Annotated in this window: 11 protein-coding genes and 1 riboswitch; of the genes, 6 read left to right on the plus strand and 5 right to left on the minus strand. The window is 57.9% G+C overall.

All coding sequences use genetic code 11. The features are described 5' to 3' along the window. Nucleotides 1–159: 159 nt before the first annotated feature. The 3 genes from KQI82_RS08480 (at nucleotide 160) to KQI82_RS08490 (ending at nucleotide 4,591) form a co-directional block, all read left to right on the plus strand. Entirely contained in the window at nucleotides 160–1,074 is a 915-nt protein-coding gene (locus KQI82_RS08480; protein WP_216632361.1) for a Ppx/GppA phosphatase family protein, read from the plus strand. Further along, nucleotides 1,067–3,154: a polyphosphate kinase 1 gene (gene ppk1 / locus KQI82_RS08485; RefSeq protein WP_216632362.1), complete on the plus strand. Its 2,088-nt coding sequence runs from the start codon at nucleotides 1,067–1,069 to the stop codon at nucleotides 3,152–3,154. Before KQI82_RS08480 ends, ppk1 begins: the two co-directional genes overlap by 8 nt. Before the next feature lie 72 nt (nucleotides 3,155–3,226). Further along, nucleotides 3,227–4,591 (plus strand): PhoH family protein, encoded by a 1,365-nt coding sequence (locus KQI82_RS08490; protein ID WP_216632363.1) that lies wholly within the window; start codon nucleotides 3,227–3,229, stop codon nucleotides 4,589–4,591. A 23-nt stretch (nucleotides 4,592–4,614) separates the two neighbouring features. On the opposite strand, the gene KQI82_RS08495 is transcribed toward KQI82_RS08490, so the two are convergent. Continuing rightward, entirely contained in the window at nucleotides 4,615–4,791 is a 177-nt protein-coding gene (locus KQI82_RS08495) for a hypothetical protein (protein ID WP_216633747.1), read from the minus strand. Between the two features lie 334 nt (nucleotides 4,792–5,125). Further along, nucleotides 5,126–5,216, plus strand: a riboswitch (glycine riboswitch). A 112-nt stretch (nucleotides 5,217–5,328) separates the two neighbouring features. On the opposite strand from KQI82_RS08495, the gene KQI82_RS08500 reads away from it, so the two are divergent. After that, nucleotides 5,329–6,693, plus strand: a complete 1,365-nt coding sequence (locus tag KQI82_RS08500; RefSeq protein WP_216632364.1) for an alanine/glycine:cation symporter family protein — start codon at nucleotides 5,329–5,331, stop codon at nucleotides 6,691–6,693. A 43-nt stretch (nucleotides 6,694–6,736) separates the two neighbouring features. Here KQI82_RS08500 and KQI82_RS08505 read toward each other — a convergent pair whose 3' ends face one another. Genes KQI82_RS08505 through KQI82_RS08515 form a run of 3 tightly spaced genes read right to left on the minus strand, consistent with a single transcriptional unit; the run spans nucleotide 6,737 to nucleotide 9,472 of the window. Then, nucleotides 6,737–6,931 carry a heavy-metal-associated domain-containing protein gene (locus tag KQI82_RS08505; RefSeq protein WP_216632365.1) on the minus strand — a complete coding sequence of 65 codons (195 nt, stop codon included), beginning with the start codon at nucleotides 6,929–6,931 and terminating at the stop codon, nucleotides 6,737–6,739. 9 nt (nucleotides 6,932–6,940) lie between these two features. Further along, entirely contained in the window at nucleotides 6,941–7,240 is a 300-nt protein-coding gene (locus KQI82_RS08510) for a metal-sensing transcriptional repressor (RefSeq protein WP_216632366.1), read from the minus strand. A gap of 12 nt (nucleotides 7,241–7,252) precedes the next feature. Continuing rightward, nucleotides 7,253–9,472, minus strand: coding sequence for a heavy metal translocating P-type ATPase (locus KQI82_RS08515; RefSeq protein ID WP_216632367.1), 2,220 nt, complete (start codon nucleotides 9,470–9,472; stop codon nucleotides 7,253–7,255). 330 nt (nucleotides 9,473–9,802) lie between these two features. Here KQI82_RS08515 and KQI82_RS08520 point away from each other — a divergent pair, with 330 nt between their 5' ends. Continuing rightward, on the plus strand, nucleotides 9,803–10,468 hold the full coding sequence (locus KQI82_RS08520) for a MarR family transcriptional regulator (RefSeq protein ID WP_216632368.1): 666 nt from the start codon (nucleotides 9,803–9,805) through the stop codon (nucleotides 10,466–10,468). Between the two features lie 187 nt (nucleotides 10,469–10,655). On the opposite strand, the gene KQI82_RS08525 is transcribed toward KQI82_RS08520, so the two are convergent. Beyond that, nucleotides 10,656–12,167, minus strand: a complete 1,512-nt coding sequence (locus KQI82_RS08525) for a helix-turn-helix domain-containing protein (RefSeq protein ID WP_216632369.1) — start codon at nucleotides 12,165–12,167, stop codon at nucleotides 10,656–10,658. A gap of 332 nt (nucleotides 12,168–12,499) precedes the next feature. Between KQI82_RS08525 and ilvA the strand changes: the two genes are divergently transcribed. Next, nucleotides 12,500–13,720, plus strand: coding sequence for a threonine ammonia-lyase (gene ilvA / locus KQI82_RS08530; protein WP_216632370.1), 1,221 nt, complete (start codon nucleotides 12,500–12,502; stop codon nucleotides 13,718–13,720). Nucleotides 13,721–14,618 lie beyond the last annotated feature (898 nt).

A 14,618-nucleotide genomic window follows, 5' to 3' on the forward strand; every position in this document is an offset into this window, starting at 1 on the left:
AGGCAACGGGCAGGGCGCCATTTCAAATTTGAAATGGCGCCCTGCCCGTTGCCTGTAACAGCGGAATTTTCCTGGATTTAACATGGTTCCGATGGAGGATTTAACATGCGCTCCGCTATACTGGTAATTGAGTATAGAAAGAACAAGGGGAAGCAAACCATGTATGCAGTGATTGACATCGGATCCAACACCATTCGGTTGGTGCTCTACCGAGTGGTTGACGGGGAGATTCATCAGATGCTCAACAGCAAGGCGGCTGCCGGGCTGGTGGGCTATATCGACGAAAAAAATTGTCTCAGCGCCAAGGGAATCCGCAAAGCGGTGACTGTGCTGAACCGGTTTCTTCAAACGCTGAAGAGTGTGGAGGTGGAGCATTTTTTTGCCTTTGCAACAGCTTCCCTGCGCAATATTAACAACACGGAGGAGGTATTGGACGCGCTCTGGGCGGAGTGCGGCGTGAGGGTCCGGGTGCTGACGGGGGATGAAGAGGCTGTATTTGACTATTTCGGGGCCATCAAAAGCCTTGCGGTGTCAGATGGGCTGATGGTGGACGTGGGCGGCGGAAGCACGGAGTTGGTGCTGTTCGCCCGGGGCGAGGTGGTGGCCACCCGGTCGCTGCCCATGGGATCGCTGAGCCTCTACACCGCCTATGTACACGGAATCGTCCCCACTAAAAAAGAGCTGGATCAGATCGCGGAGCACGCCGCGCGGCTGCTGCGGCCGGTGGACTTCCCCGGCGGGGAACAGCCCACGGCGGTGCTGTGCGGAGTCGGGGGTACCGCCCGGGCCAGCTGCCAGCTCAGCGACGAGTTGTTTGATGAAACCTCCGGCTACGGAGGCTATCCCTGCCGGCGAATGAAAAAAATATTGAAACTGGTGAAAAGTGACCGGGGAAAATTGGTGCCCGCCATGATTAAGGCCGCTCCGGACCGGTTGCACACACTGCTACCCGGGCTGGCGGTGCTGCAGGCGGTGGCGGAGCGCTATGGCTGCCGCCAATTCACCGCCAGCCCCTATGGCGTCCGGGAGGGGTATCTGCTCTACATGCTGGAAGGCGGCGAGGCCAATGGATAAGTACATGCAAAACCGGGAACTCTCCTGGCTGCGGTTCAACGAACGGGTGTTAATGGAGGCCACGGATGAGAGCGTGCCGCTTCTGGAGAGGTTGAAGTTCGCGGCAATTTTTACCAGCAACCTGGACGAGTTCTTCATGATTCGTGTGGGCAGCCTCCACGACCTGTCACTGATCAAAAAAGGAGCGGTGGACAATAAGACGGGGCTCAGCGCGGAGGAGCAGCTTCAGAAGATCTACCAGGCGGTGGGGCCGCTGACTGTGGAAAAGGACGAGATATACGCGCGGCTGAACAGCCAGCTCTGCTCCTATGGGATTACGGCGCTCAAACTGGAGGAGCTGGAGAAAAGCGAACAGAAATACATCAAACAGCTTTATCAAAATGAGATAGACCCCATCTTGTCGCCTCAGATTGTGGACAGCCATCATCCCTTTCCCCATCTTGTCAACAAGGTGCTGCATATCGGGGCGCGGCTCAAGGGGAAAGGACCGGAGGTGTTCGGGGTAATCCCCGTGCCGGCATCGCTGCCGGAGGTTGTGTATCTGCCGGGCGCCGATGTCCGCTATGTGTTCACAGAAGACATCATATTGTCCCAGGTGGAGAAGATTTTCAAGTCTTATGATGTGGAGGAAAAAACCGTTTTCTGCATTACCCGCAATGCGGACATCACACCAAACGATGAAAACTTCGAGGTGGACGAGGACTTCCGCAACAAGATGAAAAAGCTGCTGCGCCAGCGCACCAAATTGGCTGCGGTCCGCCTGGAACTCAGCTGCGGCGTTTCCGGGCAATTTTTGCAATACTTCTGTGAAAAACTGCTGCTGAGCAGAGAGCAGGTGTACGTGACCCATTCGCCTATGAAATTGTCCTTTGCGTTCTCCCTGCCGGATCATGTGGACTCGCTGGTGCGCCGGAATCTGGTGTATCCGGATTTTGCCCCGCAAAGAACTCTGCCTGCGGGGGAGAGCGTCCTCCGCCAGGCGGCAAAAGGCGACCTGCTTCTCTCCTATCCCTTTGAGAGCATGGAGCCCTTTTTGCAGCTGCTGCGGGAGGCGTCAAGAGACGACTCGGTTATTTCCATCAAAATTTCCATTTACCGTCTGGCCAGCCGGGCCAAGCTGGTGGAGTATCTCTGCGCGGCGGCGGAGAACGGAAAAGACGTGACGGTGCTCATTGAGCTGCGGGCCCGGTTTGACGAGCAGAACAACATCGACTGGTCCCAGCGGCTGGAGGAGGCGGGCTGCCGGATCCTCTATGGATTCGACGCATACAAAGTCCATTCAAAAGTCTGCCTGATTACCCGGAAAGAGCGCTCGGGCATCTCCTATGTCACCCAGATCGGCACCGGAAATTACAATGAAAAGACCGCCGCCCAATATACGGACCTCTCCTACATAACCGCCAATCTGGATATCGGAAACGACGCCAACGAATTTTTCAAAAATATGGCCATCGGAAACCTGAGAGGAAACTACCAGCACCTTCTCGTCGCGCCCTACGCCATGAAAGACCGGCTGATCGAGCTGATTGACGGAGAGATACGGAAAGGGTCCCAGGGCAGGATTTTTCTCAAGCTCAATTCAATTACCGATTTGGATCTCATCCAAAAGCTGCGGGAGGCATCCCGCTCCGGCGTGCGGATTGAGATGATTGTCCGGGGAATTTGCTGTATTTTGCCGGGCGTGGCAGGGGAGACCGAAAATATTCAGGTGACCAGCATCGTGGGCCGGTACTTGGAGCACTCCCGCATCTATCTCTTTGGCAGCGGCGAGGATGAGAAGATGTATCTCTCCTCCGCCGATTTCATGACCCGCAATATGGACCGCCGGGTGGAGGTGGGATGCCCCGTTTACAGCCGGAGCGCAAGGGAAAAAATCCACCGACTGATTGAGGCGCAGCGGCTGGACAATGTAAAGGCGCGGCGGATGGGCAGCGATGGGATTTACCGCCCTGTCCCCGGCAGCCATGCCCCGCTCAACAGCCAAGAGGTGCTGATGGAGGATGCGCAGAGGGCGGTGCCGGCGGAAACGGAGGCGCGCATCTCCCTGATCGAACGCGTAAAGCGGTGGCTCCACGGATAGACGGAAGCGCTTCCCTTCACCGCGCGGGAAGGACGCTCCAACCCAAAAAGCGCGGCGGGAAGAGGACCCGGTATGAAGAAAACATACGTCATTGATACAAACGTTTTAATCCAGGCGCCCTATGCCCTTAGCTGTTTCGAGGACAACGATATCGTCCTTCCTCTGGCGGTGATAGAGGAATTGGATGGACTGAAACGATCTGCCGGCGAACGGGGTGCGAACGCAAGGGCGGCGATCCGGTCTCTGGAAGAGCTTCGCTCCCAAGGGGACCTGCTTTACGGTGTTTCGCTTGCGGGCGGCGGCATATTGAGGGTGGAAAAAAACTTTACCGATGTGGCGCTGCCGGAGGATTTGCCGGAGCAGCGGCCGGATAACCGGATTCTCAAAGTCTGCAGGGGGCTGAGCCAGGGGGAGGGGCAGGTGATCCTGGTCACAAAGGACCTGGTTATGCGCATTAAGGCCCAGATTCTGGGAATCCGGGCGGAGGACTTCACCACCGAGCAGGTCACCGATGCCGACGCCCAGTACACCGGGCGCGCAGAAGTTTACCTGCCGGAGGAACTGGTGAAGGACTTCAAAAAGAGCGGGGTGCCGGTTTCCGCGCTTTACACGGCGGACAGCCATGGGGAGAGAATCCCGCTGGAGCTGACGGAAAATGAATTTTTGACAATCCAGCCAGATCAGACGTCAAAGAAAACGCTGCTGGGCCGGGTGGAGGGGGAAAAGGCGGTCCCGCTGAGCTACAAAAAAAGCAAGCCCTACGGCGTGACGCCCCGGAATATGGGCCAGTATTTTATCCAGGAGGCGCTGATGCAGAGCGCGGAGCGGGCGCCGCTGGTGATCATTAAGGGGATGGCCGGGACGGCAAAGACCTTTTATTCCCTGGCGGTTGGCCTGGAGAAAGTCTACAACAACCGGGAGTACCGCCGCATTCTGGTCAGCCGGCCCAACGCACAGTTTGACGAGGATATCGGATTTTTGCCCGGCGACGAGCAGGAGAAGATCGCTCCGCTGATGCGTCCGGTGGTGGATAACCTGGAGCAGCTCCTGGATTCGGATGAAAAAAGCCGGTATGAAGACGAGGCGCTCCTTGGCGACAAGGTGAAGGAGGTATTCGAGCGGGGAATCATTCAGACAGAGGCGCTGAATTTTATCCGCGGCCGCTCCATTTCCAAGACCTATTTGATCATTGATGAAGTGCAGAATATGACGCCCAATCAGGTGAAGGGGATCATCACCCGCGCGGGAAAGGACACAAAGATCATCCTGCTGGGCGATCCAGATCAGATTGACCGGCCGTTCTTAGACGAGCGTACCAATGGGCTCAGCTATGCGGCCAAATGTATGCGGGGCAGTCCGCTGTGCTGGCAGATCACGCTTTCCGCCCAGGAATGTGAGCGCTCTGTGCTGGCCACGGACGCAGTCAAGCGGCTGTAGGAAAATCAAGAGCATTGCCCGGCTCAGCGGACAATGCTCTCCACAAGGGTCTGCATTTCTTCTTTGGAGTGTACGCGGTGGGTTTGGCTGATGATCGCCTGCTGCTGTTCCGGCGTCATGGAGGAGAAGGCCTCCATGGCACTTTGGTTTTGCACCAGGGCCATGCCGAATCCCATGGGAAGGTCCCGCAGCGGATCCATATTCGCTCACCTCACCCATAGTCTTCCGCGCCTGTCCGGTTTTATGTGTGCCTTTTCCGCCTGAATCAGGCAAAAGCGGCGCTTTTGCCGATGTGCAGGAAAAGATTCATTTTAAAAGACCAAAAAAGCTTGGGTGGGACGGTCAATCAGTTGTGCGCAACATGAGAAATCTTCATGTTAAACATGAAGGATACTACTTTGACTTCATATTGAGGCCATGATAATGTAAGAGCATAATGAAATAACGGCAGACGAAGTTCATAGAAAAACAGCGTAAATGCTTACCGAAGGAGTAAAACTCTCAGGTGTCCGGAACCGGACGGGGACTATGAACAGATGTGGCTCTGGAGAAACTCAGATTGAGTGCCGAAGGTGCAATGCGCGCAATGCGCAAATCTCTCAGGCAAAAGGACAGAGTAGACAGAAAAGAGGCGTTTGAAAATAAGCGGTCCTCTTGTTGTCTTATGGAGCCAAGTGCAGGATTTCCTGCATTTGGCTTTTTTGCTGTCTGCCGGAAAAAAACAGGGGAGAGTAGAAATGGAAGTATTGGAGCAGATTGTAAAGACACTGAATACCTACCTTTGGGACAAAAACATCCTCTTGGTTCTGCTGTGCGGCAGCGGGATCTATTTCACCATCCGTCTGCGCTTCATCCAGGTGCGCAGGTTCCGGTCGGGCTGGAAGCGGCTGTTCGGCAACTTCAGCCTCCGGGGAAAGAAGGCGGGCGACGACGGGATGAGCTCCTTTCAGGCGCTGACAACGGCCATTGCGGCCCAGGTGGGCACCGGCAATATCGCCGGCGCGGCCACCGCCATTGCCTCCGGCGGGCCGGGCGCGATTTTCTGGATGTGGGTCTCCGCCTTTTTCGGCATGGCCACGATTTACGGCGAGGCGGTTTTGGCGCAAAAGTATAAGACTGTGGTGGACGGCGCGGTCACCGGCGGCCCCATCTACTATATCCGTGCAGCCTTCAAGGGAAAGTTCGGCAGGTTCCTGGCAGGCTTTTTCTCCGTGGCCATCATCCTGGCCCTGGGCTTTATGGGCAATATGGTGCAGTCCAACTCCATCGGCGAGTCCTTTAAGGCCGCGTTCCATGTGAAGCCGCTGTATGTGGGCATTGTGCTTGCGGTGATCGCCGCGTTCATCTTCCTTGGCGGTGTCAAACGTATTGCCGCCTTCACCGAGAAGGTTGTGCCCGTTATGGCGGCGCTGTACATCACCGGCTGCGTGGTGATTTTGTTCATCAACCATGCCGTGCTGCTGGACTCCATCCGGCAGATTTTTGTCATGGCCTTCAATCCCCAGGCCATGGGCGGCGGTGTCCTGGGCATCACCATCCAGAAGGCCCTGCGCTTTGGCGTTGCAAGAGGGCTCTTTTCCAACGAGGCCGGCATGGGCTCCACACCCCATGCCCACGCACTGGCAAAGGTGCAAAAGCCCCAGGACCAGGGCGAGGTGGCCATGATGGGCGTGTTCATCGACACCTTTGTCATCCTGACTCTGACAGCGCTGGTCATCATCTCCTCCGGCGCGGTTTCCTCCGGTGAGACCGGATCCGTCCTTGCTCAGATGGCCTTTGACCGGGCGTTTGGCAGCTTCGGTACGATCTTCATCGCCATCTGCATGCTGTTTTTCGCCTTCTCCACCATTGTGGGCTGGTACTTCTTCGGCGAGACCAACGTCAAGGCGCTCTTTGGCAAGGCGGGCGTCAAGGTCTATGCGCTGATCGTGGTGGTTTGCATTGTGCTGGGTTCCGCCTTGAAGGTAGATCTGGTGTGGAATATGTCCGACATGTTCAACGGCCTGATGGTGGCGCCCAACCTGCTGGCCCTGCTGGCTCTGTCCGGCACGGTGTCCAGAATCGCAAAGGGAGAGGACACGGAGATGTTCTCCCGCAGATAAGAGAAAAAAAGGCCCGCGCCACATGGCGCGGGCCTTTTTTTGCCTATTTGGCCTCCGGGGTAAAGCCCAGGTCTTCCAACTCGCCCAGAGCCGTCTGGAGGCACTGGGCGCAGCCGTCAATGGTGACGGTCTTGTCGGCCAGGCTGACGGTGAACTTCAAATCCGCATCGGTCAGCGCCTTGGTGATGCGGCTGACACAATTTTCGCACATCATGTCGGGGACGTTGATTACTTTCATGTTGAAGCCTCATTTCATCAATTTTTGTATGGTGGTCAGGAGGTCGTCCACAACCTCCGTGTGCCCGTTCTGAATGTCCTGCACCACGCAGGTCTTGATATGGCTGCCCAACAGCTCTTTGGAGAAGGCGTTCAGCGCCGATTGAACGGCGGAGACCTGGGTCAGGATATCCGTGCAGTAGGCATCCTTCTCCACCATGCCCCGGATGCCCCGCACCTGGCCCTCAATCCGGTTCAGCCGGCGGATCAGTGCTTCGTACTCCGGCTGTTCCCGGTGCTTATGCCGGCTGCGGTCGCAAAAGTCTTCCATGGCGATTCTCCTTTACAGTTTCTTGGTCCGCAGCCGCAGGGCGTTGGTGACCACGCAGATGGAGCTCAGGGACATGGCCGCGCCGGCAAACATAGGCGAGAGCAGAAGGTCATGGCTCAGATACAGCGCGCCGGCGGCGATGGGGATGCCGATGGTGTTGTAGCAAAAGGCCCAGAAGAGGTTCTGCTTGATGTTGCGGATGGTAAGTCGGCTTAAACGGATGGCCCGGGACACGTCGCTCAGGTCGCTGCGCATCAGAATCAGGTCCGCGGACTCAATGGCAATGTCGCTGCCTCCGCCGATGGCGCAGCCCACGTCGGACTGGACCAGGGCCGGGGCGTCGTTGATGCCATCGCCCACCATCATGACCTGCTTGCCCTGGGCCTGAAGGGACTGAATCTTGCCGGCCTTGTCCTGCGGGAGTACCTCGGCGATGATCTCGTCCACGCCGGCCTGGGCGCCGATCTGCTCCGCCGCGGCTTTGCTGTCCCCGGTGAGCAGCACGGTGTGCAGGCCCATCTTCCGCAGGCGCCGGATGGCCTCCGCGCTGGAGGGCTTGATGGCGTCTGCCACGCCGATGAGGCCAGCGGCCCTGCCGTCCACGGCGAAAAGCAGCGCGGTCTGGCCCTTGCCGGCCAGCTGACCGGCCCGCTCCAGCAGGGGGGAGCAGTCGATGTGTTCGGATTCAAGAAAGCGGCGGCTGCCGGTCAGCACCACACGGCCATCCTCCAACACAGCGCGCAGGCCCAGCCCCGAGCGGTTTTCAAACTCCGCTGTCCGATAGGGGGAGCTGCCCTGATACTCCAGCACCGCCCTTGCCAGCGGATGGGCGGAGCTGGACTCCACAGCCACGGCGATGTTCACCAGCTCCTCCTGGTCCATGCCCAGGGGGAACACACTGGTGACGGCGGGTTTTCCCTCGGTGACGGTGCCGGTTTTGTCCAGTACCACGGTGTCGATCTTGTGGGCGGTCTCCAGCGCTTCACCGCTGCGGATCAATATGCCGTGGGAGGCGCCAAGGCCCGTGCCTACCATGATGGCGGTTGGCGTGGCAAGCCCCAGGGCGCAGGGGCAGGCGATGACCAGCACGGAGGTGAAGATGCGCAGGGCAAAGGAGAACTCCTGCCCGGCGGCCAGCCAGAGAATGGCGGCGATCAGGGCGATGGCCATGACCACCGGTACAAATACGCCGGCAACCCGGTCCGCCAGTTTGGAGATGGGGGCCTTTTTCCCCTGGGCATCCTCCACGAACTGGATGATCTTTGACAGTGTGGAGTCGCTGCCCACCCGGGTCACGGAGACGTGGAGAGCACCGTCCTCGTTGATGCTGCCGCCGATGACCTCGTCGCCGGTGTGCTTTTCCACCGGCAGGCTTTCTCCAGTGAGCATGGCCTCGTTGACGCTGCTTTCACCACGGACCACCTTGCCGTCGGCGGCGATCCGGTCGCCGGGCCGGATGAGGATCACATCGCCCACCTTCAGGGAGCCGGTGGGCACGGTTTCACCGGTTTGCGCAAGCACGGCCATGTCCGGCGAGAGCTCCATCAGGGCGGTGATGGCGCCCTTGGTCTTCTGCACGCTGCGGCTCTCCAGGAATTTGCCTAACATGATCAGCGTCAGCACCACCGCCGCCGACTCATAGTAGAGGTGGTGGACATGGTGGGGGATATCAGAGATCAAAAAGGTCATCACCAGACTGTAGAGGAAGGAGCAGGTGCTGCCGATGGCCACAAGGGAGTCCATGTTGGGATTCAGATGGAAGAGGGCCTTGAAGCCGCCGATCAGGTAGTCCCGCCCAAACCACATCACCGGTATGGTCAGGATCAGCTGCGCCATGGCAAAATTCACCGGATGTGTCACCATGGAGAGGATGTCCGGCAGCGGCAGGGGAGTGGGCAGCATCTGGCCCATGGACACATAGAGAAGCACCACGGTGGTCATTGCGGCGCCGATCAGATTCTGCCGCTTGGCTTTGAGCGGGTCCGCCTCCTCTTCCGCGGACACCTCCGCCTTTTCCTCCTCTCTGGGCCGGCAGCCAAAGCCGGCCTTTTCCACCTTGGCGATGATCTGCTCCGGCGACACCTGGGCCTCGTCATAGGAGATGGTCATCAGCCCTGTGGTCAGGTTCACGTCGCTGCGCTCCACACCACTTAGCTTCCGGGTGACCCGCTCCACAGAGGAACTGCACGCGGCGCAGTGCATGCCTTCTATTCGATACTGTTCTTCGCGCATGGGAATGTCTCCTTTATAATACCCCGTGGGGGTATTTTTTGATTTACTATATACCCAGGTGGGGTATTTGTCAAGGCCGTTATCAATAGTATGTGCCCAAAAAGAGAGTGGGTATTCCGCAAAAGCCGGAAAACGCCATACGCAGCGCCGGTGCCATCAAGAAAAGCCGCGCTGCGCAGAGGCCGAACCTAAAAAAGGGCGCGGCGATCCACATGACCCGTACGCGCAAAAAAACGCGCGCCTTGCGGGTTGACTTTTGAATAAAGTCAATGATATAACAGTGCTGCGAACCAAAGAAGGCGCGGCAGGCACTTTTTCTCTGCATATCTTTTGAAAAGACATAACGGTATGGACAGCGGGAGGCGCGATATGGGCATGGCGGTAAAGGATCAGATTTTAGAGGTATTGGACCAGTGTCCGGGCTTGACCGACACGGAGCTTGAAAAAAGACTGCAAAAGCGCCATCAGCAGATAAACAGCGCATGCAATGCGCTGTACAAAGAAGGGCGGATCCTCCGACGGCGAAATCCGGATAAGAATATGTGCTTTTGCAATTATCCGGCACAGCTTTCCGGCCTTGCGCCCAGCCCCCGGGAGAAGCAGCCGGAGGGGGCGAAGGAGAGAGGAAGGGACTTCGACGAAGACGCGGTGAAGGCCTTTGTCAAAAACTGGCTGGAGCGCCAGGGCTGGGATGTGTCGGTTGCCTGGGGAAAGGCACACGGCGTGGATATAGAAGCGAAAAAGGACGGCGGGCGCTGGCTCATTGAAGTAAAAGGTCCTGGCTCGCGGCAGGCAATGCGGCATAACTATTTTCTCAGCATCATAGGCGAAACGCTCTATCGCATGGACGACGAAAAGGCCAGGTACAGCATTGCGTTTCCCGATATGCCTGTATACAGAGGCCTGTGGCGGCGCCTGCCCGAACTGGCGAAGCGGAGGACCGGGATCGATCTGCTGCTGGTGGATGAGGACGGGGGTATATCGGTTCTCAAATAGGAAAGCCGGCTTTTCAAATACCCTGGAAAATGGGGGCGCATCAGGCGGCTGTGAAAGAAACCGGGCTCCGCCTTTTCCTGGCGGGGCCCGGTTTGATATCGGCGCGGACAGCGGCATGGACCAGCCGCAGCAGGGGAGAGGTATGGCAACTGGAAGAAAAAACTCCTTTGCCGCCCTTCCAATACAGTCAATAGACACCTTCCGGCAGAGGCAGTTCATAACCCGTGCCTATGGGGGCCTCCATGTAGGCGATGAGGAAGTCCGCCCAGGCCCCTTCCCGTCCGCTGAGGCCGTAACGGCGCAGCTTCTCAACGGCCGCGGCCTCCTGCTCGGGATAGAGGTCGGAGCCGTAGGCTGTGAGGGATACCACGTGTCTTGAATCCTCCATGGAGTTTTCGTTGTCCGCCAACAGCTGGGCAAATTGGATGGGGTAGAGGAAGAAGGCGTTGGCCAGCACTCTGGAGTAGTTCTCCGAGTAAAACCCATCCAGATTGGACTGGACGCCCATCTGGAGACCCAAAATCTCATCCTTGCTGAGATCGCCCACAGTTTCCAGCCAGTAGGTCAGTTTTTCGCAGGCGGCGATTTCCTGACCGGCCTCCCCCAACTGTCCATAGGCCGGCCAGTCCAGATAGCGGAGATTTTCAAAAATGGTGCGGCGGCACTGGTACTGCTCCTCACCGGAGAGGTTGGCGTCGGTGGTCAGGGTTTGAAAGGCGATGTATACAGCCCGGGTCGCGTCGATCTCCTCCCGCTCCGGTTCGGTCCGCTGGGAAAAGTCCGGCTCTCCATCCACCACCGGGAAGCGGGAGACATTGTCCGGGGCATAGGCGTCCATGCCGAGGTCGAACATGTTCTCCAGTCGCAGACCGGCCACATGGCCGTCCTGCATGTAGAAGACGATGCTGTAGGTAGGGGCATCCGTGGTCTGAAAGGCGTAATAGCAGTCGTGGCGCACCAGGATGTCGGAGCCGTGCTCCTTTATGCAGTAGACCAGCTTGTCCCCATAGGCCCGGAGCAGATCCGCCTTGGGACTGCCCACGCCGATGCCCCGGGATGTCTCGTATCCCGCGCCGATGGTCTTTATTCTGGAGATCACCTGCCCCGAGCCGTCGTCCGCGTCACAATAGGTCAGGTAGAGGGCGCCGCAGGTGACGTCGTGGAAATCCACGCCCCAGTCGCTTCCGTAGACCCACTCCCGGGCGGTGAGCTCCAAAGAGGTGCCAAAGGGGAAGCAATCCTCCTGCTCACCAAGGGACAGGCGCTCCGGATCGCCGCCCGCGTTCCAGCAGAGGGTGAAGTCACTGAGAGCCTCACCGGCCGCCTCGGAGGAGGGCGGCGGCACAGACGAGTTGGGCATCGTGCCGGAGGACTCGGGCATCAGGATAAACCAGAGGGACATCCCCACAATCACCATGAGGGCAACGGCGATGGGTATGAGGAAAAAAGAGAGCGGGCCGCGCTCGGGTGCAGGGGTTTCCGGCGCGGGCGCCTCAGCGGCTTCTTTTTGAATGGCCAGTTCATCGGCGGAGACGCCAAACAATTCGGCCATGGCCAGAAGATTGGCGGTGTCCGGCAAGGTCTGACCGGTCTCCCATTTGGAAACGGCCTGGCGGCTGACGCCCAGCGCCGCACCAAGGCCCTCCTGTGAAAGGCCCTGCGCCTTACGCAGCTGTTGGATGTGTTCGCCCAATGTCATAAGCGTACCTCCTTTGCCCTGCCATTGTAACAAAATAGGGGATAAAAAGCTACCACCCGGGCGTCAACTATCGGTTGCGCTTCGCGGTTTTGTCCATTCCTGCATGTTTTCTCAAAAAATGAATAATTACAAATTTTCCACCGCTCTTTTAGGAGGGTGGGTAAAAAAAGAGGGCAAAGGGGGGATTTTTATCCTTTGACCTGAAATAATCGTGGAATAAACGAATATCCGCCATTGACCGCAGCCCGCGAATTTGCTATGATATAAATCCAAATGTCCCTGTGTCAGAAAGGCGGAACATTCAAAAAAACAGATAAAGAGGATCGTATCGCATGCTTACACTGGATCAATTCAAAGAGGCCCGCGGCGTGCTGCAGGGCGTCATCTCCCAGACAAACCTGGTTTACAGCCGGTATTTTTCCCAGCTTTGCGGCAATCAGGTCTACTTAAAGCCGGAAAACATGCAGGTCACCGGCGCCTACAAGATTCGCGGAGCCTATTATAAGACCACCAAGCTGACGGAAGAGCAAAAGGGCCATGGGCTGATTACCGCCTCTGCGGGCAATCACGCGCAGGGCGTGGCTTATGCGGCCAAAGTGGCCGGGGTGAAGGCCACTGTGGTTATGCCCACCACCACGCCGCTGATGAAGGTCAACCACACCAAGGAGTACGGCGCGGAGGTGATTCTCCACGGCGCGGTGTTTGATGATGCGGCGGATTATGCGGTGAAGTTGGCGGAGAAAAACGGCATGACCTATATTCCGCCCTTCAACGATCTGGATATCGCCTGCGGACAGGGCACCATTGCCTACGAGATTTTTCAGTCCCTTCCGGACGTGGACGTCATCCTGGTGCCTGTCGGCGGCGGAGGACTGGCGGCGGGGGTCTCGACCCTGGCCAAATTGCTGAATCCTCACGTGCGGATCATCGGCGTGGAGCCGGCGGGCGCCGCTTCCATGAAGGCATCTGTGGAGGCCGGTCACGTGGTGTCGCTCCCTTCCGCTGTCACCATTGCGGACGGAGTGGCCGTGCGGACACCCGGTGACGTGGTGTTCCCCTATGTGCAGCAGAACGTGGACGAGTTTCTCACCATCGAGGACGACGAGTTGGTGGAAGCGTTTCTTGACATTATGGAGAACCACAAGATGGTGGTGGAAAACGCGGGACTGCTGTCTGTGGCGGCACTGAAGCAGCTGAACGACCAGGGAAAAAATGTGGTGTCCATCCTCTCCGGTGGCAATATGGACGTTATTACCATGTCCAGCCTGGTACAGCACGGCCTGATCAGCCGCGGGAGAGTGTTCACCTTCTCCGTTATGCTGCCGGATCGCCCCGGCGAGCTGCTCCATGTGGCGGAGATCGTGGCCCGGGAGAACGGAAATATCATCAAATTAGACCACAACCAGTTCGTGAACATCAACCGCCAGAGCAAGGTGGAGCTGCGTGTGACACTGGAGGCGTTTGGCCACGAGCATAAAGAGGCCATTTTGGAAGCCATGCGGAAAGAAGGCTACCACGCCTGCCTGGTGGACTCCAAGAATATCTACAACTGAAACAATCGGGCCGCTGCCTGGATATAGGAAAAGAGAGGGAGTTCGCCCTCTCTTTTTCCATACCCGGCTCATCCGGAATTTGGGCCGCTTCCACAAATGAACAGACACCGCCATGCCGCCGACCTTGAGACGGCAAACAGATTTACAGCTGTATACCGAGTTCGTTCAATGAAAATTTTTACGCTTTGCCGGCTGCCAAAAGGAGAAAGAAAAACCGCTCCGGTGAAGGAGCGGCAAAAAATCAATCGTTTTATCTTGGTCTGCCGGGAGGGGTGATAGGCGGCCTCACAGGGGGACGCCCCGCAGGCGGTCTCGGCGGCGGGCCCACAGGCGGTCTTACAGGCGGCCGACCCACAGGGGGCCTTATGGGCGGTCTCACCGCCGGCGGAAAGAGGATCGGCGGCCATATGAAAGGCGGGCGGATATTGGGCAGACAGCCGTTGGGAGGGCAGGGGGGTGCCGGAGGAGCGGGTGGAACCCCATCAGACTGGTCAGCGGTAATCCGCAGGGCGTTGATTTGCGGCGGGATGCTGTTGGTCATGACGCCATTATACCAGATATTAACCACATTGCCGGGGCGGAACTGGCGGGAAGCGATGGTATTTACAATTACATTTTGTCGTGTGTCAAGGTCAATCACCAACAGGTGGTCCAGATGTACCTCGATTACGACGGCTTGCATGAACATGCGTTCACCTCCGATCATACTTCAGAATATGTTGCGCGGAGGCGGGAGGGCACAGCCGAAGCGGCCGGGAAAAAAGAAAACCGCCCCGTGACCGGGGCGGCTGTAGCTCAGGGGGTGGCATCGCCGACGGAACCATCGCCTTTCAGCTCATGGTAGACCTTGAGCTGCGGGCCGCTGGTGCCGTCGATGATGGGCTTTGCGTGCTCTTGT

This window comes from Dysosmobacter acutus (genome assembly GCF_018919205.1).
Lineage (GTDB): Bacteria > Bacillota > Clostridia > Oscillospirales > Oscillospiraceae > Oscillibacter > Oscillibacter acutus.

What these genes read in the sequence shown, in the direction of transcription:
- KQI82_RS08510 (WP_216632366.1), bottom strand. Translation starts at nt 7,240, where the DNA reads ATGGAAGACTTTTGCGACCGCAGCCGGCATAAGCACCGGGAACAGCCG.
- KQI82_RS08500 (WP_216632364.1), top strand. Translation starts at nt 5,329, where the DNA reads ATGGAAGTATTGGAGCAGATTGTAAAGACACTGAATACCTACCTTTGG.
- ilvA (WP_216632370.1), top strand. Translation starts at nt 12,500, where the DNA reads ATGCTTACACTGGATCAATTCAAAGAGGCCCGCGGCGTGCTGCAGGGC.
- KQI82_RS08525 (WP_216632369.1), bottom strand. Translation starts at nt 12,167, where the DNA reads ATGACATTGGGCGAACACATCCAACAGCTGCGTAAGGCGCAGGGCCTT.
- KQI82_RS08490 (WP_216632363.1), top strand. Translation starts at nt 3,227, where the DNA reads ATGAAGAAAACATACGTCATTGATACAAACGTTTTAATCCAGGCGCCC.
- KQI82_RS08515 (WP_216632367.1), bottom strand. Translation starts at nt 9,472, where the DNA reads ATGCGCGAAGAACAGTATCGAATAGAAGGCATGCACTGCGCCGCGTGC.
- KQI82_RS08480 (WP_216632361.1), top strand. Translation starts at nt 160, where the DNA reads ATGTATGCAGTGATTGACATCGGATCCAACACCATTCGGTTGGTGCTC.
- KQI82_RS08495 (WP_216633747.1), bottom strand. Translation starts at nt 4,791, where the DNA reads ATGGATCCGCTGCGGGACCTTCCCATGGGATTCGGCATGGCCCTGGTG.
- KQI82_RS08505 (WP_216632365.1), bottom strand. Translation starts at nt 6,931, where the DNA reads ATGAAAGTAATCAACGTCCCCGACATGATGTGCGAAAATTGTGTCAGC.
- ppk1 (WP_216632362.1), top strand. Translation starts at nt 1,067, where the DNA reads ATGGATAAGTACATGCAAAACCGGGAACTCTCCTGGCTGCGGTTCAAC.